The organism is Mesorhizobium salmacidum (SeqCode), assembly GCF_037179605.1.
In the GTDB taxonomy this organism is placed as follows: Bacteria; Pseudomonadota; Alphaproteobacteria; order Rhizobiales; family Rhizobiaceae; genus Mesorhizobium; species Mesorhizobium salmacidum.
In genome coordinates this window covers 100,959-124,672 of record NZ_JAPYKS010000019.1, presented here as the reverse complement: position 1 = coordinate 124,672, position 23,714 = coordinate 100,959, and the positions used below count along the sequence as shown (strand labels likewise).

Here is a 23,714-nt window from a genome sequence, read left to right as displayed (position 1 = left end):
AAAAATCAGCGTTGAATCTGATTTGCCCTTCCTTGGGAATCCCAACCCGTTAAATCGTCACTACGTCCTAGCCCAGGAGATCGATCCATGATCGTGTTCGCGCAGAAGCCAGAGACGGTCGTCACGACCGAGACGACCGAGGAAAGCCGCTTCGACCGCATCCGCAGGATTGCCGCCGACAAGCACAAAAAGTCCGATTCCGATACGGCAGCCCCGCCAAAATCCGAACCCAAACGCCCGATGTAGGCGACTGACGCCGGCGTTAATTCCTGCTCAACCGTGAAACCACATCGCGCGTCAGCGGCGCGAGTTCGACACCGTTGGCCGAGCGTGGTCCAGCCAGACAACTTCCTGTCGGCAGTGTCGGAGTGTCCGGTATTGTCATTATATTAGCCTAAGCGCATATTTGTCCGGCAGCGAGCCCTTGGCCGCCAACGCGTCCCGGGGCGCCTGCGATTGTTCCGAAAAATAAATCACTCCGTGCCGCTCGAATTATGGAGCAGCACGAGACAATGACATTTGGAGGAAATACCCATGAAAGTGACTATCTTGGCAAACTATGCGCCTCATGCCGGGATTGATGCAAGGCTCGGACAGGGAGGCTGCGGTCAAGGCGCTTTTTGAAAGCGTTGGCGGCAAGGTGAGCAGCGTGATGTTCACGCGCGGCATCTATGACGTCGTTGTCAATGGCGAGGTGCCGGACCAGTCAGCGGGGATTGGCATGTCCCTTGCGGTGCGAGCGAGCGGCTCGCTGACCGAGATGGTTGTACTGGAAGAACTTGATATGAAGGCAGTGCTCGCGGCTGCCAAAAAGGCTGCGGGCGCGTACAAACCCGCCGGCTGACGGACTTGCCTTCTTGATCAAGGCAGCACGGTTCGATGGACGTGCCGTGCTGCCGAGTGTCCGACAGGGCATCTTCTTCCGACTTTCGCGGCGACTGGAATTCAAGCTAGTATCGTCGGGTGGTCGGTTGGTGCAGAGAGCTTGCGGAGACGGAACCGCGATTCTCAGTTTGGGAGACAAGTCATGTTTGCGGCCCAGGCCATCGATACCTCAGACAAGGCCGCGTTCTATCGTGACCTCGCCAAGCAATTGAAGGCGCTGCTCGAGGGGGAGCACGACTCGATCGCCAACGCCGCCAACACCTCGGCGCTGATTTTCCAGATGGTGCCCGACCTCAACTGGGCCGGCTTCTACTTCCTGGCATCGGACGAGGAACTGGTGTTGGGCCCCTTCCAGGGCAAGCCGGCCTGCGTGCGCATCGCCGTGGGCAAGGGCGTATGCGGAACGGCGGTCGAGCTCGGCACCTCGATGCTGATCAAGGACGTGCATGATTTCCCCGGCCACATCGCCTGCGACGCCGCCTCGCGCTCCGAGCTGGTGGTGCTTTTGGAAGACGAGGAGGGCGTCTTCGGCGTGCTCGATCTCGACAGCCCGACGCCTGGCCGTTTCGACAGTGCCGACCAGGCCGGCATCGAGGCGCTGGCGGCGATCTATGTCGCGTCGAGTTCGTTTGCGGATTGAATCCGGCTCACAAACAGATTCAGCTAAGGCCCCTAAGTCATTGTTTTGATAGATGCCGTATGCCCGTGTGCCCTCACGCGTAGGGACCGGAGTCTCAGACCAATTTCACCAGCATCAGGCTGAAGCAGCCGATGAACAGGAAGGCGCAGAAGGCGAGCGCCAGCGGGCGCAGGCCGCGCGAGCGCAACTGCGAAATGTCGGCCTGCAGGCCCATGGCGGCCAGCCCCATGGTCAGCATGATGGTGGTGGCGAGCGCCATCGCCTGCTTCACTTCGGCTGCTATCGCGACAAGGCCGTTCAGCGCCACGACGGCGACAAAGGCGGCGACGAACCATGGCATGGGCGGTCGCGCCGCCGACTGGTCGCTGCTCCCGCGGCGCGCCATCAAGCCGAGCGCGATGACCATCGGCGCCAGCATGGCAACGCGCGTCAGCTTGGCCACGGTGGCGATCTCGCCGGACTGGGTGCCGTTCTGGAAGCCGGCGCCGATGACCTGCGCCACCTCATGGATCGAGGCGCCCGCCCACAGGCCGAAAGCATGCTGGTCGAGGCCGAGCAGCGGCGCCAGCAGGGGAAAGCCGAGCATGGCGACGGTGCCGAACAAGGTGATCGAGGCGACGGCGTAGGTGACGTCCTCGTCGCGCGCGTCGGTGACGATGTTGGTGGCGACGATCGCCGAGGCGCCGCAGATCGAGGTGCCGGCGGCGATCAGCTGCGCCAGTTTGGCATCGACGCCGATCAGCCGGCCGAGCATGATGGTGAAGACGAAGGTGGCGCCAAGGGTCAGCGCCACGATGCCGACGCCGCCGGCGCCGATCGAGGCGACCTGGCCGAGCGTCAGCTGGAAACCGAGCAGCACGATGGCGAAGCGCAAAAGGCGCTTTTGCGAGAAGGCGATGCCGGCCTTGGCATGCGCCGGGGTACCGAGCACGTTGGAATAGATCATGCCGGCGACGACGGCCAGGATCATCGGGCTGAACAAGGCGAAGCCGGAGGCATTGTGGGCCGAAAAGGCGACGGCGGTGATCATCGCCACCAGCACGATGCCGGGGATGATGCCGTTCCAAAGGGAATCGAGGCGCTTGCGGCCCTGCGCCAGATCGACGGAGATCGTGCTTTTCGGAATATCGTTCGCGACGCGGGTCAAGGAGGGCAATGCAATTCTCCAAGCGAGTACAATGGAGAAATGCCATTTCAGGACCAATCATTCCAACGAATTATTTTCGTTAGAATGATCTGGTTTTCCGAACAATCTTGGGACTTGTGTCGAAAGGCTGGCGCACCCGGATCGAGCAGCGAGGAGGCCGAGACTACAGCTGCGCTTCGATCGCCGCCTTGTCGATCACCGACCAGACGTGCCTGATCCTGCCGTTCAGGAATTCATAGAAGACGTTCTCGCTGAAGGAGACTTTCCTGCCGTTGACGGGCAGGCCGAGGAAAGTTCCCTTGGGCGTGCAGTTGAACTGGAGGCGGCTGGCTATGAACGGCGGGTCGGAGATCAACAGCTGGACGTCGAAAAAGAGGTCCGGGATTTCGCGAAAATCCCGCTCCAGCATGTCGCGGTAGCCTGACAGTCCAACCCGGTCGCCATTGTAATGCACCTCGTCATGGACGAAGCGATGCAGCCTTTGCCAATACTGGTTGTTGAGACAGTCGATATAGCCTCGATAGAGATCCGTTTCGCTCACGGCGATGGCTCCATTGCTAGAACGCCCGATCGGGAAGATAGAACGGTCACGGATACAATCCAGGGCTTTACCCGCGAAGGCATCGACCCGGGAAGGCCGGCGTCGCCTGGCGGCGGCTGGCTCAACGACCGGGCCAGACGGTGCCTTGACGCATGACGGTTGCTGCTCCAGCTTGCCGCCATATTCGTTCTCGCGCCCGCCGACACCAAGCGACGCCGCCCCCGCACCGTGCGGAAGGGCCCGCTGATTGCGCGACGAGGAAGACCGGCTTTATAGATCCGCTTCGTTTCCCGCAGCCCGCCCGCGAAAAACGCCGACGGGCTTTTTCATGCCTGGAGCCTTGTGATGATTGCCAATTCTTCCATCCGGTTTCGCCCGGCCGAGCCTACCGACGCCGCCGCTATCCGCGACATCGTGCGTGCCGCCTATGCCAAATGGGTGCCGGTGATCGGCCGCGAGCCGCTGCCGATGCGTGCCGATTACGACAAGGCGATTGCCGAACACCAGTTCGAGCTCGCCGTCGCGGAGGACCGCATTGTCGGCATGATCGAGACCATGCTGGAGGACGATCACCTGTGGATCGAGAATGTCTGCGTCGCGCCGGAGGCGCAGGGCAGGGGCATCGGCCGGCTGCTGCTGGAGCGTGCGGAAACCAAGGCGCGCGAGGCGGGACGCCCGGAGCTCCGCCTGTTGACCAACGGCGCCTTCGAAGCCAATGTGTCGCTCTATCGCAAGCTTGGCTATACGATCGATCGGGAGGAGCCGTTCATGAACGGAACGACGGCCTATATGAGCAAGCGGCCAGTTGGGTGCCCGCCAATCGGAGCGTGAGGATGACTGCCAGGATCAAGCTTAAGCAACTCACTGGCCTCTATGCGATTTCGCGGCTTCAAGCCGGTGACGGCATTCCCGCCTGGGCGGACGGACCGGGCTTCGTCAGCATCACCAGAACCGATGACGAGCTCTCGATCACCTGCCTCCAGGATCGCGTGCCGGATGCCGTCAAGCATGATCGCGACTGGGTCGCCTTCAAATTGCAGGGCCCCTTTGCGTTCGACGAAACCGGCATTGTGCTGTCGGTCATAAAGCCGCTGTCGGAAAATGATTTGGGCATCTTCCTGGTATCGACATTCGATGGCGACCACCTGCTGGTGAAAGCGGCGGACGAGCCCGCGGCGAGAGGCTTTCTGCGCGAAGCCGGGCATACGCTGCTATAGTCCGCTCATCGCCGGCCGTTGATCAACGATTGGCGCGCTGGCTCAACCAGTGGCGCGCTGGGTCAATCGCTTCGGGGGTTGCGTTTGACAGCGCCGTTTGCGCATCGTTATTTCGCGCCCGATATGACGGCCCGCCCGGCCATGCGGCACACTCCAGGAGAAACCCATGTCACACAATCTGCAGTTCTATATCGATGGCGCATGGGTCGATCCCGTCGTGCCCAACACGCTCGACGTCGTCGATCCGTCGAATGAGGATGTCTTCGCGCAGATCTCGCTCGGCTCCAAGGCCGATGTCGATAAGGCGGTGGCCGCTGCCAAGCGCGCCTTCGACACTTATGGCTTCACCTCGGTCGAGGAGCGCCTCGACGTCCTCAGCCGCGTCATCGAGGTCTACAAGAAGCGCAGCAAGGACCTGGCGCTGGCCGTGTCGCGCGAGATGGGCGCGCCGCGCCAGATGGCGCTCGACAGCCAGGTCGGCATCGGCCTGGCGCATCTGACCAAGATGGTCGAGACGCTGAAGAATTTCCAGTTCCGCCACGTCAAGGGCAACCACCTCGTGGTCAAGGAGCCGATCGGCGTCGTCGGCCTGATCACGCCGTGGAACTGGCCGCTGAACCAGATCACCTGCAAGGTCGGTCCGGCGCTCGCGGCCGGCTGCACCATGGTGCTGAAGCCGTCAGAAATCGCGCCGCTCGATGCCATCATCTTCGCCGAGATCATCGACGAGGCTGGCGTGCCGAAGGGCGTGTTCAACCTCGTCAATGGCGATGGCCCCGGAGTCGGCCAGGCGCTGTCCAGCCACCCCGACATCGACATGATGTCGTTCACCGGTTCGACGCGGGCTGGCATATTGGTGGCCAAGGCCGCGGCCGACACGGTCAAGCGCGTGCATCAGGAGCTTGGCGGCAAATCGGCCAACATCCTGTTCCCGGATGTCGATCTCGCCACCGCCGTCAGCAAGGGCGTCGCCGGCTGCTTCAGCAACAGCGGCCAGTCCTGCAACGCGCCGACGCGCATGTTCGTGCCGCGCGACCGCCACGACGAGGCCGCAGGATACGCTAAGATCGCGGCTGAAAAGTTCACCGTCGGCCCGGCCGATGGCGCCAACACCAAGCTCGGCCCTGTCGTCAGCCAGGTCCAGTTCGACAAGATCCAGGACCTGATCCAGAGCGGCATCGACGAGGGTGCGACGCTGGTCGCCGGCGGCCCCGGCCGCCCTGCCGAACTCAACCGCGGCTACTATGTCAGGCCGACCGTTTTCGCCGACGTCACCCACGACATGCGCATCGCGCGCGAAGAGGTTTTTGGACCGGTGCTGGCGATCCTGCCCTACGACACGGTCGAACAGGCAGTCGAACAGGCCAACGACACGGTCTATGGCCTTGCCTCCTACATCCAGGCCAAGGACCTGCAGAAGGCCCGCGACGTGGCCGCGCGCATGCGCTCGGGCAATGTCTACATCAACTATCCCCAATGGGACGCCGGCCTGCCCTTCGGGGGCTACAAGCAGTCCGGCAATGGCCGCGAATACGCCGAATACGGGCTGGAGGATTTCCTCGAGATCAAGGGCATCGCGGGGTATGAGGCGGCGGAATAGGCGCGGGCGCCAGTTTTTCCTCGCCCTATTTCATGGGGGCGAGGAACCGAAGTCCTGAGGCTTATCCTTGCCAATTGGCAGATATATGCTATATGTCTGCCATTAGCGAGGTCTAACTATGCAGCTTCAGTCCATCGTCACCACACCGGCCACGGTCGGCTCAGCCATTTCGGATGAGGAGGCGGGTGCGCTCGCGCGGACCACGGTCAATCTGTTCAAGGCCTGGAACCTCACAGATTTCGAGGCCTGCGTCCTGCTTGGCGGCATCTCGGCGCGCACCTGGGCACGGTGGAAGGAAGGCGGCATCGGCCGGATCGACCGCGACCTGCGCACCCGCATGGCGCATCTGATGGGCATCCACAAGGGGCTGCGTTATCTCTTCACCGAGCCGGCACGCGGCTATGCCTGGATTCGTAAGCCCAATGCCACCTTCGGCGGGCAGTCGGCGCTCGACCTGATGCTGCGCGGCGACATCGCCGATCTCGCGGCGATGCGCGAATGGCTCGACGCGGAGCGTGGTGCATGGTGAGTGGGCTTGCGATCCGGCGCCGCGTCCACTGGCCCCAGACCTATCGCATCATCCGCTCCATCCATCCGCCGATCGACCTGTTCGAGGACATCGCAGACCCGCGCGACTGGGAGGCGCTGGCCGCCGTCGAGGAGAAGACCAATCCGCGCATCCGGCTCGAGCTCGGCGATCTCGGCAAGGTGCCGGCCGCAAGGCGGGTTTCGGGTCCCGGCGCCAGTTTCGTCATGGCGCCCTTCGTGCATTGCTCGACCTTGCGGCCCGGCCGTTTCTCGGATGGCAGCTACGGCATTTATTATGCCGGCGACAGCGAGGACGTGGCGTTGGCCGAAACCATCCACCATCACCAGAAATTCATGCGCGCCACCAATGAGGCGCCAGGCTGGACGGCCGATTTCCGCGTGCTGATCGGCAGCGTCGACCGCGACCTCGACGACGTTAACGCCGTGCCCGGCGTGCTCGACCCGGACGACTACGCCGCGTCGCAGGCGGAAGGGCGGGCGCTGCGGGCCGCCGGCAGCGACGGGCTGGTGTGGAACAGCGTGCGCATGGCGGAAGGAGAGTGCATCGGCATCTTCTGGCCCGACGTCATCGATGTCCCGGTTCAGGGCCGCCACTACAGTTATCACTGGGACGGCGCCCGCGTCGATTTCGTGCGCCAGCACGATACGGGCAAGGTGCTGGAGGTGGTATGAGCAGGCCGGTGCGGCTTGACCTCACACCGGCGCCGCCAGCAATTTCGCCTGCGGCGTCAGCGCTTCGAAGCTGCGGGCGCAGAGGTTGAGCTGGCGCGTGGCCCAGTCGTCGGTGAGCCGCAGGCTGCGCAGCGTGCGGGCGGAGCGGCGCGCGGCACTTTCGGGCACGATGGCGATGCCGGCGCCTTGCGAGAGCCGTGCCAGCAAAGCCGGAAGCCGAGGCGACGGACATGTTGCTGCATGACTGAAGGAACCCGGCGTGCCCAAGGTCCGTCCATGTTGAGCGCTGATCCATGCTAAGCGCCGGGGCCATCGGCTTCATCGGTGTCGTTTTCGTGGCCGCCGGCCTCGTCAAGGGCGTCGTCGGCATGGGGTTGCCGACCGTGGCGATGGGCCTGCTGGCGGTGACCATGCCGCCGGCGCAGGCCGCCGCTCTGCTGTTGATCCCGTCGCTGGTCACCAATCTCTGGCAGTTGTTCACCGGTCCGTCCTTCGGCGGCTTGTGCAAACGCCTGTGGACGATGATGGCCGGCGTCGTCATTGGCACCGTGACCGGCGCCGGCCTGCTGACCGGCGCGCACACGATGATGGCCTCGGCCGGGCTTGGCGCCGCGCTGGTGCTCTATGCGCTTGCCGGTCTGGCCAAGGCCGGCTTCACCACGCCGGCGCGCCACGAAGCCTGGATATCGCCGCTGGTCGGTGTGGCGACCGGATTGGTCACCGGCGCCACCGGCGTCTTCGTCATTCCGGCGGTGCCTTACCTGCAATCGCTGCGGCTGGAGAAAGAGGACCTCATCCAGGCGCTCGGCCTGTCCTTCACCGTATCGACCGTGGCCCTTGGCTTCGGACTATTCACGACCGGCGCGCTGGTATCGCCGTCGGCGCAACTGGTGGGGTCGGTCCTGGCATTGGCGCCGGCGCTGGCCGGCATGTTCATCGGCCAGGCGCTGCGGCAGCGAATGAGCGTCGAGACTTTTCGCACGGTGTTTTTCGCGGGCTTGCTGGCGCTCGGAATTTATCTCGCGCTGGAGGCTGTGCTGCGGGGCTAAAAAGGGCCGGGCCGCAGAACCTCTTGCGAGTGTTTCGGCCAGGCCCAGCACGCGGCAGGATCAGGCCGTGGGCTTGCGTGCCTGCATGACGCTCAGCCATACCGCCGAGACGAGAAAATAGCAGGCGCCGAACGCGGCATAGGGCGCGACATCGGTGATGCCAGGCGTCGCGGCGCCGATTGCCTGTTTGATGAAGAAGCCGCCGGCAAGGGCCGACTGCGCACCGCTCAGCACCATCGCCCATTGCGCGCCTGCCCGCCAACGGCGCACGCCGGTCGCGAGCTGGAACAGGCCGGAGAGAATGGCCCACGCCCCGAACACCGCCAGAACCGCGTGCGGGCCCTGTCCAAGGGCGATGAGGACCGCGATGGCCGTGATCGTGCTGACCGCCGCGTTGAGCGCCTGGCTGGGATTGGCCTTCAGCCCGCCGCTGCGCTGCGCGTCCAGACTATTGGCGATCGCGTCCCAGGCGGGATAGGCGACCAGCAGTACCGCCGCGACCGGCGGCGCGCTTTTGCCAAGGGTAAAGGCGGCCACTACCCAGGCGACCGAAAAGCCGGCCCGCAGGAAATAATATGACTTCAGCCATTGCGATGCGGCGTCGGGCGCCTGGAGTGTTTGAGTGCTCATTGGAACGTCCTGTCTTGTTGGTTGGAATGGCCCGAGGGCGGCGAGTCGACCCGTTTGATCGACTGGGGTCAGGTCTTCAGGTTGGATGATTGGAACAGCTCATGCTCGCGGCCTTGCTTGCGGGAATGGCTTTAATCCAGGGCAAAAACAGCGCATAATCAGCACGAAATGCGCTATCGTCGTAAGGAATGTAGGGGAACCGGCTGACCGCATCCATGATGGAATCGCCTGAAAATTTGACCATTCTTCCGGATGGAGCATCCCACGTTACCGGCGATCTGCTGTCGCATGTGCTGGCGCAGATCAGGCTTACCGGGGACCAGGTCTTTTCGCGCACGCTGGCAAAGGCGGAACAGCTCGATCTCGACGAAGGGCAAGCCCATATCGTCGTGGTGACAGCCGGCGCGCTGCACATGGAGAGCGAGGATCAGGCTCCTGTCGTCATCGACGCCGGCGACCTCGTGCTCCTGCCTCGCGGTCCCGGTGGGTTGCGGCTGGTGGCGTCGCATCCGCAGGTGGCGATCGTCGCCTGCCGCTTCTGGTTCGATCCGGACAGCCTTCGCGGGATGATCTTTGCCTTGCCGCGATACATCCATATCGGGCGTGCCCAGGGAGCAGGGTGGATCGATGGAATGCTGCCCTTCCTGATGATCGAAACCAGCGACGCCCAGCCCGGCGCTGCCTTGATGATTTCCCGCATCATCGATCTCATGGTCATCCGCACCTTGCGCAGTTGGGTCCATGAAGGACACGCCACGGGCTGGCTCGGCGGGCTTTCGGATGCACGCATCGCCCGTTCCCTGAAAGCCATCCACGAAAGGCCGCTGCAGCGGTGGAGCATCAATGAACTGGCCGACAAGGCCGGCATGTCCCGTTCCAGCTTCTGCGAGCGCTTCGCGGCGCTCGTCGGGCGCTCGCCGCTGCGCTACCAGAATGAATGGCGCCTGGGCCTGGCCCGGGACCTGCTGGCCAGGCGAGACGCGCGCGTGGGCGAGATCGGCTTGCGCATCGGCTACGAGTCCGAGGCGGCCTTCAGTCGCGCCTACAAACAGCTTTTCGGGCATCCGCCCCGGGTTGAATATGCCCTGGCGAATGAACCCGCCAAGCAGCCCTGACCGACGGCGCCATTTTGAAGATACCGAGTTGCCGCACCGGGATCTCGGTGTAGGACAGCACTTCCGCCGTCTGGCTGCCCAGAAGCAGCCTGCCCAGCCCGCGGCGGCCATGCGAGGCCATGACGATCAGGTCGCAACCTTGCGCCTTGGACAGGTCCAGGATCGCTTCGGCGGGTCGTTTGTCCTCGACATGGACCAGCTTGGCGGACACGCCTGCGGCGTCGGCCGATGCCTTGCACTTGTCGAGCACTTCCTTGCCGTAGCGGCGCGCTTCTTCCTGGTAGACGGCCAGCTCATCGCCGGCGGCATAGCCGGCCATGGCGCCGCCCCAGGCGAAGATCGGGAATTGTTCCGAGACGGTGATGAAGGTGACGGCGGCGCCGATGCCCTTGGCCAGCGTGAGGCCATGTGCAACGCCCTTGTCGGCCAGTTCCGAGCCGTCGGTGGCGATGAGCAGATGTTTGTACATGATGATCCGACCTGTGATGCCTGATGACTATCCAACAGAGATAGTTATGCCCCCGCGCTCCTTCATTGAGCCAATGCGGCGGGGATCAGGGCCAGAGATGTGGCCCAATATCGGTGCTTGTTGTCGGGAGCGGCCGACCGTTGGCCTCGGCGCCGCCCCTCAGCGCCAATCTATCGAGAAGAGGCATGGCACAATTTCGCCGGCCCGATTCCCCTTTGCCACATCGTCCTCTAAGGTGCCGCCGACATCGAAGGGCATCCCATGAGCAACGCGTTTCCGCAGATCCATCTGGTCCGGCATGGCGAGACGGCATGGAGCCTTTCGGGGCAGCATACCGGGCGCACCGACATGCCGCTGACGCCGGCCGGCGAGGCGGCCGCGCGCGGCGTTGCGGACCGGCTCAAAGGCCTGTCGTTTTCCCAAGTGTGGTCGAGCCCTTCGCAGCGCGCCTACAACACCAGCGTGCTTGCCGGCTTTGGCGCGACAAGCGTCAAGGTGGACGACCTGCAGGAGTGGGATTACGGCGCCTATGAAGGGCGCACGACGAAAGAGATCCTGGCCGAGCGGCCGGGCTGGAACGTGTTTCGCGATGGCTGCCCGCAAGGCGAGATGGCGGCCGATGTCGGCGCCCGTGCCGACAGGATCATCGAGCGCCTGCGCAGGGCCAACGCCGACATACTGATCTTTTCCAGCGCGCATTTCCTGCGCGTGCTCGCCGCCCGCTGGCTCGGCCTGCCGCCGGAAGGCGGCGCGCTGTTCGTGCTCGATACGGCCAGTATCAGCGTGCTCGGCTACGAGCATGACCTTGGCGAGTCGGTCGTGCGCAAGTGGAACCTGAGGTAGGCGAGCAACGGCGCCTGCACAGCGCGGAAGCGCCCGTCACTTCGTCATCCACGGGCGGAGCAAGGAGCGAAGCGACGCGGCGCAGACCCGAGGATCCATGCCGCGACTTCGGGGCGCAGCCACGGTGCGGAATTCTGCTCCGCTGCACCCCTCGTTTGCTGTCACGGCATGGATACCTCTCCGCGACGCCGCTTCGCGGCTGCTTCGCACTGGTATGACGAACGCGGGGAGGCCTCGGCCAATTCCGGATGCTGGGCTGCCTCTACCTCTCGAACTTCCTGATTGCCTCGGCGGTGACGGGCTGGAAGAAATTCACCAGATTGCCGTCGGGGTCGCGGAACAGCAGCGAGCGGTTGCCCCAGGGCATGGTGGTGGGCTGCTGCACGATCGTGTTCTTGATAAGGTCCGACAGCCGGGCGAATTCGGCATCGACGTCGCCGACGCGGAATTCGAGGATGGCCGTGTGGTTGTCGGCGGGACGGGCGATGTCGCCGCCGAACAGCATCAAAGTGCGCGTGCTGCCGATCGCCAGCGTGCAGGCCGGCGTCGCCAGTTCGGCGAAGTCTTCCGTGTATACCGTCACCGGCATGCCGGTGATCTCACCGTAGAAGCGCACGAGGCGCTGGACATCTGATGTGATGATGCGGACAGAGACGAAATTCATCGCATTGGCTCCTTGATCTCGAAGCCGCGACCGGCTCCCGACCGATCCATAGACCAGGTCTCCTGCCAGCTTTCTGTCAGGAGATGGGTTGCGATGGCCGCGCTTGCGGCTCGGACCAGACCGGCGGCAGGCCGAAGGCTGCGAACAAATCGGGCCCGAGCGGGCCGACATAGACCGTCAGCGCGGCGATCTGGCCGTCGGCCGGCTCGATGACGTGCAGCGATTGCGCACGCCATTCCGGTTCGTGAAGCCGCCGCGCATAGATCGCCACGGCGGGCTGGCCATTGGCCCTTGTCGCCACCGCGCGGTAGCCGGCGAAATTGTTCCACACGGTGTCGAAGAAACCGTGGATCGCCTGGCGGCCCTGGTACCAGTCGTGCCAGGGCGGCATGTGGTAGGTGGCATCCTCGCGCAGGAGTTCGACGAAACCGTCGAGATTGGCGGCATCCCAGGTCCTGATATAGCGTTCGAGCAGCAGGTCCTCGTCGACGCTCGGCCGCGCGCGCTGCAGTGGCCGCCCCTTGGGAAAGCGTTCGCCGAGTGTGGCGCGCGCCCGCTGCAAGGCGCTGTTGATCGACGCCGTAGAGCCGCCCAGCAATTGCGCCGCCTCCAGCGCCGACCAGCCGAGCACGTCGCAAAGCAGGAGCGCGGCGCGCTGCCTGGGCGGCAGAAGCTGGATCGCCGCGACGAAGGCAAGCCGGACGGCCTCGCGGGTTTCGTAACATGCTTCGGGGCCCGGTTCGCCGTCGGCGAGATCCGGCAGCTCGGCGTCGGGATAGGGCTCCAGCCAGGTCAGTTCGGCGGCTGGGCCGGCAGCGGCGCGGCCTTCGGTCGGCGGCCGTGCCGGCTCTTCGAGAATGCGGCGCGTCGACGACCTTGCCTTGATCGCGTTGAGGCAGCTGTTGGTGGCAATGGCGTAGAGCCAGCCACGCGGCGAGCCGTGGCCGTCGAATTGGGAGCGGCCGCGCCATGCTTTCAGGAACGTGTCCTGGACGAGGTCGTCGGCCTCGTGGAGCGAGCCCATCATGCGGTAGCAGTGCAGCTTGAGTTCGCGGCGGTGGGTGATGGTCAGGCGCTCGAAAGCGGGCCGGTCGAGGACCGGCCGGCCCGAGGGCCCGGGAGGAGCGTCTGTCATTTCGAGCTCGCCATGATGATTTCGGGCCATCCTGCGCGCCTCACGCCGCCGCCGCAAGGCCGCTGCCGCTCACCGTGAAGGCGGTGCCCTGCATCTTGCCGGCAGCGAGCGCGACCACGGCACTGGCGACATCGGCGGGCGTCTGCATATCGGTCATGCTGGCCAGGAAATCCGCCGGGCTGATGCCGAGATAGCCCGAAACGCCCGATATGCCGCGCTGGCCGACGCCGGTGCCGGCCATGATGCGCATCGGCGCCAGCGCCATGAAGCGCAGGCCAAGGCCAAGCCGGTCGGCTTCCTTCTGGCTATGGGCGGCGAGGAACAACTGCATGCGCTTGGCGCCGGAATAGCCACCGGAATTCGGCGGGCCGCCGCTGAATGCAGCGCCGCTGGAGATCAGCACCACGCGGCTGCCGGGTTTCAGCCCGCCGCGCAGCGCCGCCCGGCAGAACAGGAAGGACGCCTTGACGTCCATTTCCCAATTGGCCGAGAACTCGTCCCAGCTCTGGTCCTGAATCGGTGCCGACGGGGCGAAGGCACCGGCGCAGACCACCAGCACGTCCGGTTCGAGCGCCGCGAACACTGCCTCTGGCGCGGCCTCCCGCGTGGCGTCCGCCGCCAGCGTCCTTACGCCCGACGCCTCCCAGGAAAGTTCCTTCAAAGCGTCCGCGCCCCGGGCGACGGCGAGCACGGTTGCTCCCTCGCTCAGCGCGGCTTCCACGATGGAGCGGCCGACGCCCCGGCTGCCTCCGACCACGACGACATTTTGACCTTTCAACGATCCCATGGATCACCTCGCTTTCCGGCCCGGAGGATTCCGGCGCCTAATGATCAGGACAGCGGAGGCGGGTGGAAATCGGTGGTGACGACAATTTTTTGAGGCATTGTCCGGCCGTCACCCGCCGAGAAAGCCGGCAGCGCGAAGGAACGCTCACTCCGCCAGCAATGCCAGCTCCTCCGCCGTCAGATGCCGCGCCGTGCCCTTGGCGAGGTCGCCGATCGGCAGGCTGCCGATGGCGATGCGGATGAGGCGCTTGACCTCGATGCCGTGGGCGGCAAGCAGGCGGCGGATGTGACGGTTCTTGCCTTCGTCGAGCACGATCTCCAGCCAGGCGGTTCGGCCGCCGCTGCGCAAAAGCTCGATCGCGTTGGCGGTCAGGGTCTCGCCGTCGACGGTGACGCCAGTGCGCAGCTCGTCCAGCGTCGTTTCATCCGGCACCGTGGCGACCTGCACGTGATAGGTCTTGGGCAGATGCGAGGCCGGATCCATCAGCCGGTTGGCGAAGCGTGTGTCGTTGGTCATCAGCAGCAGGCCTTCGCTCGCCTTGTCGAGGCGGCCGACCGGCGAGACATAAGGCAAATCGAGCCCTTCGAGACAGGCATAGACGGTGTCGCGCTCGAGCGGATCATCGCGGGTGGTGACGAGCCCGCGCGGCTTGTTGAGCATCAGATAGACCTTGCGCTCGGCAACGACCGCTTCGCCATCGACGGCGATGCGGTCGCGGTTCATGTCGACGCGCAACGCCGCATCGCGCACCACCTTGCCGCCGACGCGCACGCGGCCCGCCGCGATCAGCACCTGCGCCTGCGTGCGCGAACACAGGCCGAGTTTTGACAGCGCGCGGTTCAGGCTGACGCCAGCGCTCGCCGGCCTGCCGGTGTGGTGTGTGTGCCTTGGTGTCATGGCCGTAATGCCGGTGTCGCTCAGGCCGACTGATGGCACAGGCGGCGCCGGCTTCGCAAGCCGGGCGAGGTGGGTTTCGGCACCGCCGCGCTCCACGGCGCCCCCTCTGTCCTGCCGGACCCGGCCCTACGCTATCGCTCCGGGCGTTCGTCGTTCGGAAAGCCAAGCTCTCTCCGCCGATGCCGCGACCGCCTCAGGCGGCTGCCTTCTCGGCCGCGATGCCGTTCAAGACCTGGATCGCATCGGCTGGCAGCTTAAGCTCGGCCGCGGCCAGATTCTCCCTGAGATGGCCGACCGACGAAGTGCCGGGAATGAGCAGGATGTTGGGCGCGCGCTGCAACAGCCAGGCGAGCGCCACCTGCATGGGTGTCGCGCCAAGTTTTTGCGCGACGTTGGCAAGCGTGCTCGACTGCAGCGGCGTGAAACCGCCGAGCGGGAAGAACGGCACATAGGCGATGCCGTCGGCGGCAAGCTCGTCGATCAGCGCGTCATCCTGGCGATGCGCGATGTTGTATTGGTTCTGCACGCAGACGATGTCGACCATGCCGCGCCCCTGCGCGATCTGTTTGCGCGTGACATTGCTCAGGCCGATATGGCGCACAAGGCCCTGGCGCTGCAGTTCGGCGAGCGTGTCGAGCTGCGGCTCGAGCGATCCTTCGGCGGGTCCGTGTATCCCATGCATGGAGCGCAGGTTGACGACCTCGAGCACATCCAGCCCGAGATTGCGCAGATTGTCGTGTACGGCCTGCGTCAGCTCCTGCGGTGACATTGCGGGGATCCACGATGCATCCGCCCCGCGCTTGGCACTGATCTTGGTCACGATGGTGAGGTTGGCAGGGTAGGGGTGCAGCGCCTCGCGGATGATCTGGTTGGTGACGTGCGGGCCGTAGAAATCGCTGGTGTCGATGTGGTCGACGCCGCTGGCAATGGCCTCGCGCAGCACGGCGAGTGCGGCGTCGCGGTCCTTCGGCGGGCCGAAGACGCCCGGTCCGGCCAGTTGCATGGCGCCGCAGCCGAGGCGCTTCACGGTGCGGTCGCCGAGTTTGAAAGTTCCGGCCTTGCTGATGTCGGTCATGGTGTCATCTCCTTTGGATGAGCCAGATATAGACAACGCGTACCTGCACGATAATATGGCGCAATCGGAACGGCCTGTGCGGAAAGGCGAACAATGGCGGCGGATCTGGGCGACCTCCAGGCGTTCATGGCGGTGGCGCGCGCTGGCGGCTTCCGCGAGGCAGCCCGGGTGGGCAGCGTCAGTGCCTCCAGCCTCAGCGAGACGGTGCGGCGGCTAGAGAGCGCGCTCGGCGTGCGGCTCCTCAACCGCACCACGCGCAGCGTCGCGCCGACCGAAGCCGGCGCGCGCCTGCTCGAGCGGCTCGGTCCCGCGCTCGGCGAAGTCGATGCGGCGCTCGACGTGGTCAACGGCTTTCGCGGCCGCCCGGCGGGCACGCTGCGGCTCAACGTGCCGGTCGTCGCGGCGAAACTGGTGCTGCCGCGCCTTTTGCCGCCTTTCCTCGCCGCCTATCCCGACATCCGGCTGGAAGTGACCGCCGAGGACAGTTTCGTTGACATACTGGCGAGCGGTTGCGACGCCGGCATCCGCTATGGCGAGCGGCTGGAGCAGGACATGATCGCCGTGCCGATCGGCCCGCGCCGGCAGCGCTTCGCCACCGCCGCCGCTACGGCCTATCTCGACTGGCACGGCCGGCCCGGCCATCCGCGCGACCTGCTCGATCATGCCTGCCTGCGCGGTCGCTTCGCCAGCGGCTTCACGCCGCCCTGGGAGTTCGAACGCGACGGTGAGGTGGTGAGCGTCGACCCAACCGGCCCGCTGCTGGTCAGCACCGGTACGGCAATGGCGCTTGCGCTCGAGGTGGCGGTCGCCGGCGGCGGCATCGTCTCGCTGTTCGAGGATTGGCTGCGCCCCTATTTCGACGACGGCCGGCTGGAGCCGGTGCTGGAGCCCTGGTGGCAGGAATTTTCAGGCCCGTTCCTCTACTATCCCGGCCGCCGCCTGACGCCAGCGCCGCTGCGCGCGTTTATTGATTTTGTCGGTGGGATGCGCTGGGGGTGATCCCGGACCGATATCGTGCTGCGAGTTGCGCTGGCTCTTGCTCGCTCTGCTTGCCAAGGTCTTCTTCGACCGAGGCCAAATCCCCCGATGTAACACTTTGTTGTCATTGAGGGCCTATCAGGGAGGCGGTACGGCGAAAGCCCGATAAGGAAAGGCGCGCAATGGGTTCGCCCTGGTCCGAATTGCTGGCCAACCTCGCGGTCGTGGCGATGTTCGTTTCGGTCTGGATCCATACGCATGTGTGGCTGGATCGCTGGCCGGCCGCCGCGAAGGCAGCGGTCTTCGGCGTGCTGATGGGCGCGGGCGCCATCGTCCTGATGCTGACGCCCATGCAGTTGCAGCCGGGCGTACTCGCCGATCTCAGGGCGACGATGATTGCCGTTGCCGGCTTCTTCGGCGGTCCTGTCGCCGGCGTCGTCGCCGGGGTCATGGCCGGTGCCTTCCGGACGTTCGAGGGCGGCATCGGCGCCTTCGCCGGCGCGGTGGGGATCGCGGCCGCCATGCTGGTCGGTGTCGCCGGAAACCTTGCCCTGAAAGGGCGGCGGCCCACTGTGGTCGACATCATGCTGCTTGGCGCGGCCGCGGCGGCAGCGTCACTGCTTGGCCTTAGCATCCTGCCGAGGGAGGTCCTGCAAAGGATTCTGCCTGATGTGGCGCTGCCTTCCTCCCTGCTCATCTTTGTCTCGGTGGTGCTATCGGGGCTGACGCTCTACCAGGAGCGGCGGCGTCTCGAAGCGCTGCAGTCCCGGCGCATCTACAAGGCCGTGGTGGAGACACTTCCGGATTGCCTCAACGTCAAGGATCTCGACGGGCGGTTCATCGCTGCCAATCCGGCAACGGCGGAACTGATGCATGCGGCCGACGCCAAGGCGCTGATCGGCAAGACGGACTTCGACTTCTTTCCGCATGAGACGGCCAAGGGCTTCCGCGAGGACGAGCTTGCGGTGCTGGCGTCGGGGGCCTCGTCCACCATCGAACAGCACCTTCACCACGAGGACGGCACCGATGGCTGGCTGGCGACCTTGAAAGCTCCGTTCCGCGACCGGACCGGGGCGGTCGTCGGCCTGATCACCCACAATCGCGACATCACCGCGCGCAAGCAGCTCGAGACCGAGCTGGCGGAAAGCCAGGCAAGGCTCGGAGACGCCTTGACGCACATGGCCGACGGTCTGGTGATGTTCGACCTGGACGGCAAGATGGTGCTGTGCAACGCCCGGTACCGCGCCATGTTTCCGAAGACGGCCGACATAAGAGTGCCGGGTGCCGACTATCGCGACATCTTGCGCGCTTCGGCGGCGCGCGGCGAAGGCATCACGCCGCCGGACGCTGTGAGGAGTGGATCGCCGAAATCATGGCCTCGCAGAAGCTTGTCAGTCACCGTCAGGTCCGGCTTGCCGACGGGCGCTGGCTCGATGTGCGCACCCGGCCGACCGGCGATGGCGGAAGCCTCAGCATGTTTTCCGACATCACCGAGGCCAAGCAGGTCGAGGCCGAACTGATGGCCGCCAATGAGAAGCTGAACCTCCTGGCGCACCGCGACGGCCTGACCGAACTGTTGACGCGGCGCGCCTTCGACGAAGCGCTGGCGCGCGAATTCGCCCGCGCCAGCCGCAACGCAATGCCGCTCAGCCTGCTCATCATCGACGTTGACTGGTTCAAGCGGTTCAACGACCATTACGGCCATCCGGCGGGCGATGAGTGCCTGCGCGTCGTCAGCCGCTGCATCGAGGCGGCAGCCCGCCGGCCGGCAGACGCCGCCGCCCGCTATGGCGGCGAGGAGTTCGGGCTCATCCTGCCCGAGACCGACGCGCATGGGGCCTTCGTCATCGCCGAAAACCTCAGGAGCAAGGTGCGCGACCTCGCTATTGGGCATGCCGGCAGCGAAAAAGGCATCGTCACCGTCAGCATCGGTGTCAGCACCTTCGAGGCCGCCGCCGCCATCGAGATCGCCGATCTTCTGAGCCGCGCCGACGAGGCGCTCTACGGCGCCAAGGCCGCGGGGCGGGACCGGGTGCATGGCTGGCGTCCGCACCTCAGCGGCCAACGCTCGACCGGTTCTCGGCGCAAGACTTGAGCCTTCCCAAATCCTGGGGGCCGGGCTGCCTGTAGAGTTTGGATCGAGGCTGAGCTGGCTATTGCCTAAACGAGGATCAGGCCAGGCACCCTCAACCGCTGTGAACTGAATCCGCGCTGGCGGGATCGAGCTTCACAAGACGAGCCTTCGCCTCGCCGACGCGTTGTTGCGCCGATCGTATCCTGTCACAAAGCCTCAGATTGATACCAACGCCACAGTCCTCGTCCAGCATCGCGTTTGCACGTTCGAGGGCGAGTTCCGCTCGGTTAAGTCGCTGCCTCGCCCTGGCCAGTTCCAAGGTCAGAAGTTCCATTACTGCTGTTTCCGTGGTTACGGTCCCTTCAGGTGGGAAACCGTTGCCGGTCGTTTTGGTTCCGGCTGTTCGCGTGCAGCTGCATTCGCTGCCGCGCGCGCCCTTGACGACCTTCAGGACGGCCTTGGATGGGCAAGGCTGGTGTCGAAAGTGTCCGGCAGGACAGGTGTGCCATTGGGCGCAGTCGAGGCTGTCGTCATCCTGTCGACCGCCGGGATGATGACCATGCGGGCATGCTGCTCCGGCCACAATGGCTTTCCGAAAAGGAAGAACGTGCTGGCGAGAAAACAGACCAGCAAGAGGACGGCCAAGGTATTGGCGATGATCTCACCAAGCTGCATTATCTCTCCTCCAAATCATGCACCTGCAATGGGCAACGAGCACCAGCGGACTATGTTCAACGTGTGGGACCAATGCGCCTGATACTTCGGACTTCAGTCCGAGTTGCGGGTCGAACGATAAAGGCACAACCTGCCTGCGCACCGGCCGAGCCTCCGCCAATGGTGGCAGCCGGAGCATGGCCCGGCCTGCTCGCAACGTACCGAGCCCTCCGCCAAGGCAGGCCGGGCTGCCTCTCCTGAAGCATCATGAACGGACCGCGATTTCCGCGGGCAGCGGCGAGCGTTGATTCCTCGGCAGCGGCTAAGCCCGATCCGCGGGGTGACGGAAAGCACGCCGATACCCGTTAGACAGGGATTGTATGGACGCATCCGCTGTCCCCTCGTTTCAACTCGGCGCCACGATTGCCAGTGAAAAACGACGAGGGCTGCTACCAGCTCACGGTAAAGCTGACGAGCAGGACGGCGATCAAGGCCGATAACGGGACCGCCATCAACAGCGCCGCCTCCATAAGTCGGCTTTCCTTGTCGCTGAACATCAGGATCTCCTCACATCTCGGCCCGAAACCGGGGAATTCAGGGTTCGCCCACCGCATGGAAGCAGCGGGCGAACCCTTTCGGCGCAGGAAGGGACGTTAGCTGCGCCAATTCGAAAAAACACGCGCGGTCGCAGTCCGACTTTCGCCGGCTACCTGCCGGTGACCTTGCAGCGAACAACGAGCGTGAAAGATGGCCGTTCCCGGCGGCGGCTCCGGCAGGACCATTGCGTTTTCAGATGGGACCTAAGTCTGGGGCAGGCCGGACCGAAGCCCGATCCTGGAACATTCAATCCCGCCTGAAGTTCGATCGGCAGCGCGGTGACAATGTTGTAGCTGTGCAGGTTTCAGATGGAGGAACTCATGAAAAAGAATCTTGCCGCCGTAGCCGCGGTTCTGTTGCTCGCAGGCGTCGGCGCGGCCGCCGCCGAGGACGTCGTCATCCAGCCCGAGCAGGAAACAGTGATCAAGGAATATGTGAAGAAGCAGCCGCTGGCTTCGGTCAAGGTTCCCGGCGTGGAACTCAATATCGGCACGGCCTTGCCAGATACCGTTGAACTCCACGAAGTTCCCAACGTCAAATATCGCTACACCGTGATCGACAACCGGACGGTGATCGTGGACCCAGGCACTCACAAGATCGTCAAGATCATCGAGTAACCGCGCCTGGCCCGCCGCCGGGCTGGTGGCGGGCCAACTGCGCAATGTGCCTTGCCTGAGCAATCAGAATTTGCGCGGGCCGATGCTTTTTGTGACCGGCCCGCAAGGGCTGCGGCTTCGCCAATGGTCATCAGCTCGATCTCGCCATCGAGCGTCGATCTTGACCTCGGGATCATCGCTGCTCACCTGCCGCCACTCCGCGCATGGCACCCTCCTGTGGGTAGTGTCTCAGTTTGAAATTTAGTCGTTGAACACCCCCGCCGAATGAGGCGTTCTCGCATCTGCTGGATATCCGCTTCGCCAAGCCGCCCGATCGTCACTTTGGCTTCGCGGAGCCTTTAGGTCCGGTGGGCATTAGCAACTAGCCAGCAAACCTTCTACTGCCCAACTATGGACGCCGCCGGCCGCGCTGAGGTTATCGGGTCGGCGTGACGAAGGACGATCCTCCACGCGCCATCCTCCTGCCGGAAGATGGTGGTGGCCCGAAGAGAAATCGGCACCAGTTTGTCGGCGCCGCCGACCTTGGATTGAAGCCGCTCGATTTCGATGATGTAGCCCAGGTCCGCCGTCGCGTACTCGGCGATTCGCTCAAAGCCGACGACCTGGCCGTCTCGGTAGTTGGTGGCAGCCCGATCCATGGTCTCAGCAGCTTTTATCCAACCCCTGGCCGGTGGACCGAACGGATTGGCGATGATCACGTCATCCCGTCGCGAGTAGAGGTTTTTCAGAGGCTCAGGGTCGCCCTTCACGAAAGCACCCAAAGCCAAATGATCTTGCTCGATAAATTTCGTCAGGTCGGAAGCTAACATCTTACCGTCCTCGTCTGATCTGAACAGAGAACTCTACACCAAAATCCTCCGCTATCGAATACCCTCGATCTGTCTCACGAGACATGACGCCAGACCCCAAGCGTGGTTCCAAGCATACCGGAAGCGAGCCGGCCGCGCGAAAGTCTGTCAATCCGCCCAATAGGGGTCGACCTTGCAGATCCAGAAGCCGGTATGCGAACGGCTCTGAGCGGGGTAGCTGTCACCGCGACGGGTCCGCCTCTTGCTCCTGGCGGCGCCGGGCCAGCGCGCGAATTCGGTCGGCGACCTTGCCGTCCACCGGGTTGTAGACGGTCAGGCTCAAATCCGGCCGGCCGTCGACCGCGAAGGCCGAATATTCGAGTTCGATGTCGCCGAGTTCGGGATGCTTCAGGCGCTTTGTCCCGTCGCCATGGCTGAGCACGTCGTTTTCCCGCCACAGGGCGGCAAACTCGGGACTGGCGCTGCAAAGCTCGTCCACGAGCTGGGCGACCTCGGACACCGCGCCGGCGCGTGCCGCGTCGGCCCGGAACGCGCCGACCACGAAGCGGGCGAGGTTCTCCCAATCGTGCTGCTTGGCGCGGATAGTGGGGCTCAGGAACATGAAACGCAGGATGTTGCGCTGACCCGGGGGCAAGGTGCTGTAGTCGGTCATCACGATTTGCGCGGCGCGGTTCCAGGCGACGACATCCCAGGTCGCCGTCTTGATCAAGGCCGGGCTTGCCTCGAGCGTGTCGATAAGGCGCTGCAGCCTGGGGCTGACGCCGTCGGCGCCGATGTAGCGGACCTCGGGCGGACGCCCCAGCCCCAGCATGAAAAGATGTTCGCGCTCGGCCTCGGTCAGCAGCAGTCCCTTGGCGATCCGGTTCAGCACGTCGGCCGAAGGCGCGCCGCCGCGGCCCTGTTCAAGCCATGTGTACCAGGTCGGGCTGATGTTGGCGCGCTGGGCGACCTCTTCCCGGCGCAGTCCCGGCGTGCGCCTGCGCCCCGAGAAGCCGAACGACGAGGGGTCGAGCCGGGTGCGCCGGTCTTTCAGGAAGGCTGCGAGCGAACCGGCGGAATTGTTGGGCATCCTGTTAGTCATTATACCATGATAAAGTCACTACTTTAATGGAATAATAGACCAGCGATACTGCGCGGGCAACTGTGCAGGAGATTTTGCATGCGTATCTTTCTTACCGGCGCCACCGGCTTCATCGGTTCGGCGATTGTCCCCGAACTTCTTCAGGCCGGCCATCAGGTAATCGGCGTCACCCGCTCGGATGCCGGCGCCGAGGCGTTGGCCGCCGCGGGCGTGGAGGTGTATCGCGGAACCCTCGAGGATCCCGAGGGCCTGCGCGACGGCGCGGCGGAGGCGGAAGCGGTGATCCACACGGCCTTCGACCATGATTTTTCGAGGTTCGCCGAGAATTGCGAAAAGGACAGGCGCGTCATCGCGGCACTCGGCCAGGCACTCGCCGGCTCCGACCGGCCGCTGGTGATCACGTCGGGCACCGGAATGGGCGCCCCCGGCCATGGCCAGTTGGCGGTCGAGGACGTCTTCAACCCCAGCCATCCCAATCCGCGCGTCGCCACCGAACTCGCCGGGAATGCTCTGCTGGAGGCGGGCATCAACGTGTCGGTGATGCGGCTGCCGCAGGTCCATAACACGGTCAAGCAGGGGCTGATCTCGCCGCTCATCGAAATCGCGCGCCAGAAAGGCGTCTCGGCCTATGTCGGTGAAGGCCGCAATCGCTTTGCGGCGGGCCACCTCCTCGACGTGGCGCGCCTCTATCGCCTTGCCGTGGAAAAGCGGCAGCCGGGCGCCCGCTATCACGCCGTCGGCGAGGAAGGCGTCGAGGTGCGCGCGATCGCCGAGGCGCTTGGCCGGGGCCTGAACCTGCCGGCCGTTTCGATCGCGCCGGAAAAGGCGGCGGAGCATTTCGGCTGGATGGCGATGTTCGCTCCCATGGACCTGCCGGCCTCCAGCACGCTGACCCAGGCGCGGCTCGGCTGGCGTCCGACCGGGCCGACGCTGATCGCCGATCTCGACGCCATGCGCGGCAATTGACATAGCCGGCGTGACTTCACGGT

General features: G+C 64.7%; 29 protein-coding genes and 3 pseudogenes. 17 read left to right on the top strand and 15 right to left on the bottom strand.

What is annotated here, in order from left to right:
- Positions 1-87 precede the first annotated feature (87 nt).
- The 3 genes from O7A60_RS23970 (at position 88) to O7A60_RS23960 (ending at position 1,525) form a co-directional block, all read left to right on the top strand.
- Complete coding sequence (locus O7A60_RS23970; protein ID WP_337108279.1) at positions 88-246, top strand: hypothetical protein; 159 nt, start codon at positions 88-90, stop codon at positions 244-246.
- A 322-nt stretch (positions 247-568) separates the two neighbouring features.
- Positions 569-844 carry a GYD domain-containing protein gene (locus tag O7A60_RS23965; RefSeq protein ID WP_337108278.1) on the top strand — a complete coding sequence of 92 codons (276 nt, stop codon included), beginning with the start codon at positions 569-571 and terminating at the stop codon, positions 842-844.
- Positions 845-1,027: 183 nt separating this feature from the next.
- A complete protein-coding gene (locus O7A60_RS23960) occupies positions 1,028-1,525 on the top strand; it encodes a GAF domain-containing protein (protein WP_337108277.1) in 498 nt (165 codons plus the stop codon).
- Positions 1,526-1,619: 94 nt separating this feature from the next.
- Here O7A60_RS23960 and O7A60_RS23955 read toward each other — a convergent pair whose 3' ends face one another.
- On the bottom strand, positions 1,620-2,681 hold the full coding sequence (locus O7A60_RS23955) for a YeiH family protein (protein WP_337108276.1): 1,062 nt from the start codon (positions 2,679-2,681) through the stop codon (positions 1,620-1,622).
- A 154-nt stretch (positions 2,682-2,835) separates the two neighbouring features.
- Positions 2,836-3,213, bottom strand: a complete 378-nt coding sequence (locus O7A60_RS23950; protein WP_337108275.1) for an ester cyclase — start codon at positions 3,211-3,213, stop codon at positions 2,836-2,838.
- Positions 3,214-3,558: 345 nt separating this feature from the next.
- Here O7A60_RS23950 and O7A60_RS23945 point away from each other — a divergent pair, with 345 nt between their 5' ends.
- The 5 genes from O7A60_RS23945 (at position 3,559) to O7A60_RS23925 (ending at position 7,251) form a co-directional block, all read left to right on the top strand.
- On the top strand, positions 3,559-4,044 hold the full coding sequence (locus tag O7A60_RS23945; RefSeq protein ID WP_337108274.1) for a GNAT family N-acetyltransferase: 486 nt from the start codon (positions 3,559-3,561) through the stop codon (positions 4,042-4,044).
- Between the two features lie 2 nt (positions 4,045-4,046).
- Complete coding sequence (locus O7A60_RS23940) at positions 4,047-4,430, top strand: ACT domain-containing protein (protein WP_337108273.1); 384 nt, start codon at positions 4,047-4,049, stop codon at positions 4,428-4,430.
- A 166-nt stretch (positions 4,431-4,596) separates the two neighbouring features.
- Positions 4,597-6,030 carry an aldehyde dehydrogenase family protein gene (locus O7A60_RS23935; RefSeq protein WP_337108272.1) on the top strand — a complete coding sequence of 478 codons (1,434 nt, stop codon included), beginning with the start codon at positions 4,597-4,599 and terminating at the stop codon, positions 6,028-6,030.
- Between the two features lie 118 nt (positions 6,031-6,148).
- Positions 6,149-6,559: an MbcA/ParS/Xre antitoxin family protein gene (locus tag O7A60_RS23930; protein ID WP_140763608.1), complete on the top strand. Its 411-nt coding sequence runs from the start codon at positions 6,149-6,151 to the stop codon at positions 6,557-6,559.
- The gene (locus tag O7A60_RS23925) at positions 6,553-7,251 is read left to right on the top strand and encodes an RES family NAD+ phosphorylase (RefSeq protein WP_337108271.1); all 699 of its coding nucleotides are present in this window, start codon (positions 6,553-6,555) and stop codon (positions 7,249-7,251) included. Before O7A60_RS23930 ends, O7A60_RS23925 begins: the two co-directional genes overlap by 7 nt.
- Before the next feature lie 21 nt (positions 7,252-7,272).
- Here O7A60_RS23925 and O7A60_RS23920 read toward each other — a convergent pair whose 3' ends face one another.
- Positions 7,273-7,458 (bottom strand): type 2 periplasmic-binding domain-containing protein, encoded by a 186-nt coding sequence (locus tag O7A60_RS23920; protein ID WP_337108270.1) that lies wholly within the window; start codon positions 7,456-7,458, stop codon positions 7,273-7,275.
- A gap of 86 nt (positions 7,459-7,544) precedes the next feature.
- Here O7A60_RS23920 and O7A60_RS23915 point away from each other — a divergent pair, with 86 nt between their 5' ends.
- A complete protein-coding gene (locus O7A60_RS23915) occupies positions 7,545-8,300 on the top strand; it encodes a sulfite exporter TauE/SafE family protein (protein WP_337108269.1) in 756 nt (251 codons plus the stop codon).
- 60 nt (positions 8,301-8,360) lie between these two features.
- Here the strand turns inward: O7A60_RS23915 and O7A60_RS23910 are convergent, their stop codons facing one another.
- Both O7A60_RS23910 and O7A60_RS23905 read right to left on the bottom strand, forming a co-directional pair.
- Positions 8,361-8,930: a DUF308 domain-containing protein gene (locus O7A60_RS23910; RefSeq protein ID WP_337108268.1), complete on the bottom strand. Its 570-nt coding sequence runs from the start codon at positions 8,928-8,930 to the stop codon at positions 8,361-8,363.
- Between the two features lie 76 nt (positions 8,931-9,006).
- The gene (locus O7A60_RS23905; protein WP_337108267.1) at positions 9,007-9,147 is read right to left on the bottom strand and encodes a hypothetical protein; all 141 of its coding nucleotides are present in this window, start codon (positions 9,145-9,147) and stop codon (positions 9,007-9,009) included.
- Between O7A60_RS23905 and O7A60_RS23900 the strand changes: the two genes are divergently transcribed.
- Positions 9,146-10,045 carry an AraC family transcriptional regulator gene (locus O7A60_RS23900; RefSeq protein ID WP_337108266.1) on the top strand — a complete coding sequence of 300 codons (900 nt, stop codon included), beginning with the start codon at positions 9,146-9,148 and terminating at the stop codon, positions 10,043-10,045. The two genes, O7A60_RS23905 and O7A60_RS23900, sit on opposite strands and share 2 nt — an antisense overlap.
- Positions 10,046-10,079: 34 nt before the next feature.
- On the opposite strand, the pseudogene O7A60_RS23895 reads toward O7A60_RS23900, so the two are convergent.
- A pseudogene (locus O7A60_RS23895) lies at positions 10,080-10,514 on the bottom strand (universal stress protein); the annotation flags it as partial.
- Positions 10,515-10,775: 261 nt separating this feature from the next.
- Between O7A60_RS23895 and O7A60_RS23890 the strand changes: the two are divergent.
- Positions 10,776-11,357, top strand: coding sequence for a histidine phosphatase family protein (locus O7A60_RS23890; protein ID WP_337108265.1), 582 nt, complete (start codon positions 10,776-10,778; stop codon positions 11,355-11,357).
- A gap of 262 nt (positions 11,358-11,619) precedes the next feature.
- Here the strand turns inward: O7A60_RS23890 and O7A60_RS23885 are convergent, their stop codons facing one another.
- From O7A60_RS23885 to O7A60_RS23865, 5 genes are all read right to left on the bottom strand, one after another.
- Positions 11,620-12,021 (bottom strand): VOC family protein, encoded by a 402-nt coding sequence (locus O7A60_RS23885; protein WP_140508505.1) that lies wholly within the window; start codon positions 12,019-12,021, stop codon positions 11,620-11,622.
- A gap of 76 nt (positions 12,022-12,097) precedes the next feature.
- Positions 12,098-13,156, bottom strand: a complete 1,059-nt coding sequence (locus O7A60_RS23880) for an RNA polymerase subunit sigma-70 (RefSeq protein ID WP_337108264.1) — start codon at positions 13,154-13,156, stop codon at positions 12,098-12,100.
- Positions 13,157-13,196: 40 nt separating this feature from the next.
- Positions 13,197-13,943 carry an SDR family oxidoreductase gene (locus O7A60_RS23875; protein ID WP_337108263.1) on the bottom strand — a complete coding sequence of 249 codons (747 nt, stop codon included), beginning with the start codon at positions 13,941-13,943 and terminating at the stop codon, positions 13,197-13,199.
- Between the two features lie 144 nt (positions 13,944-14,087).
- Positions 14,088-14,840, bottom strand: a complete 753-nt coding sequence (locus O7A60_RS23870) for a pseudouridine synthase (protein ID WP_337108262.1) — start codon at positions 14,838-14,840, stop codon at positions 14,088-14,090.
- Between the two features lie 193 nt (positions 14,841-15,033).
- Positions 15,034-15,915, bottom strand: a complete 882-nt coding sequence (locus O7A60_RS23865) for an aldo/keto reductase family oxidoreductase (protein WP_337108261.1) — start codon at positions 15,913-15,915, stop codon at positions 15,034-15,036.
- A 93-nt stretch (positions 15,916-16,008) separates the two neighbouring features.
- On the opposite strand from O7A60_RS23865, the gene O7A60_RS23860 reads away from it, so the two are divergent.
- The 4 genes and pseudogenes from O7A60_RS23860 to O7A60_RS23845 all read left to right on the top strand — a co-directional run bounded on the left by O7A60_RS23860 (position 16,009) and on the right by O7A60_RS23845 (position 18,988).
- A complete protein-coding gene (locus tag O7A60_RS23860) occupies positions 16,009-16,914 on the top strand; it encodes a LysR family transcriptional regulator (protein ID WP_337108260.1) in 906 nt (301 codons plus the stop codon).
- Positions 16,915-17,075: 161 nt separating this feature from the next.
- Positions 17,076-18,161, top strand: a pseudogene (locus O7A60_RS23855) (PAS domain-containing protein); the annotation flags it as partial.
- Between the two features lie 104 nt (positions 18,162-18,265).
- A pseudogene (locus O7A60_RS23850) lies at positions 18,266-18,343 on the top strand (hypothetical protein); the annotation flags it as partial.
- Positions 18,344-18,367: 24 nt separating this feature from the next.
- Positions 18,368-18,988 carry a GGDEF domain-containing protein gene (locus O7A60_RS23845; RefSeq protein ID WP_337108282.1) on the top strand — a complete coding sequence of 207 codons (621 nt, stop codon included), beginning with the start codon at positions 18,368-18,370 and terminating at the stop codon, positions 18,986-18,988.
- A 91-nt stretch (positions 18,989-19,079) separates the two neighbouring features.
- On the opposite strand, the gene O7A60_RS23840 is transcribed toward O7A60_RS23845, so the two are convergent.
- Positions 19,080-19,301, bottom strand: coding sequence for a hypothetical protein (locus O7A60_RS23840; RefSeq protein ID WP_027146292.1), 222 nt, complete (start codon positions 19,299-19,301; stop codon positions 19,080-19,082).
- 113 nt (positions 19,302-19,414) lie between these two features.
- Entirely contained in the window at positions 19,415-19,642 is a 228-nt protein-coding gene (locus O7A60_RS23835; RefSeq protein WP_027146293.1) for a hypothetical protein, read from the bottom strand.
- Between the two features lie 896 nt (positions 19,643-20,538).
- Here O7A60_RS23835 and O7A60_RS23830 point away from each other — a divergent pair.
- The gene (locus O7A60_RS23830) at positions 20,539-20,835 is read left to right on the top strand and encodes a DUF1236 domain-containing protein (protein WP_027146294.1); all 297 of its coding nucleotides are present in this window, start codon (positions 20,539-20,541) and stop codon (positions 20,833-20,835) included.
- 377 nt (positions 20,836-21,212) lie between these two features.
- On the opposite strand, the gene O7A60_RS23825 is transcribed toward O7A60_RS23830, so the two are convergent.
- Positions 21,213-21,644: a YybH family protein gene (locus O7A60_RS23825; protein ID WP_337108259.1), complete on the bottom strand. Its 432-nt coding sequence runs from the start codon at positions 21,642-21,644 to the stop codon at positions 21,213-21,215.
- A gap of 220 nt (positions 21,645-21,864) precedes the next feature.
- A complete protein-coding gene (locus O7A60_RS23820; protein WP_337108258.1) occupies positions 21,865-22,713 on the bottom strand; it encodes a helix-turn-helix transcriptional regulator in 849 nt (282 codons plus the stop codon).
- Between the two features lie 90 nt (positions 22,714-22,803).
- Here O7A60_RS23820 and O7A60_RS23815 point away from each other — a divergent pair, with 90 nt between their 5' ends.
- A complete protein-coding gene (locus tag O7A60_RS23815) occupies positions 22,804-23,691 on the top strand; it encodes an SDR family oxidoreductase (protein ID WP_337108257.1) in 888 nt (295 codons plus the stop codon).
- Positions 23,692-23,714: the final 23 nt, after the last annotated feature.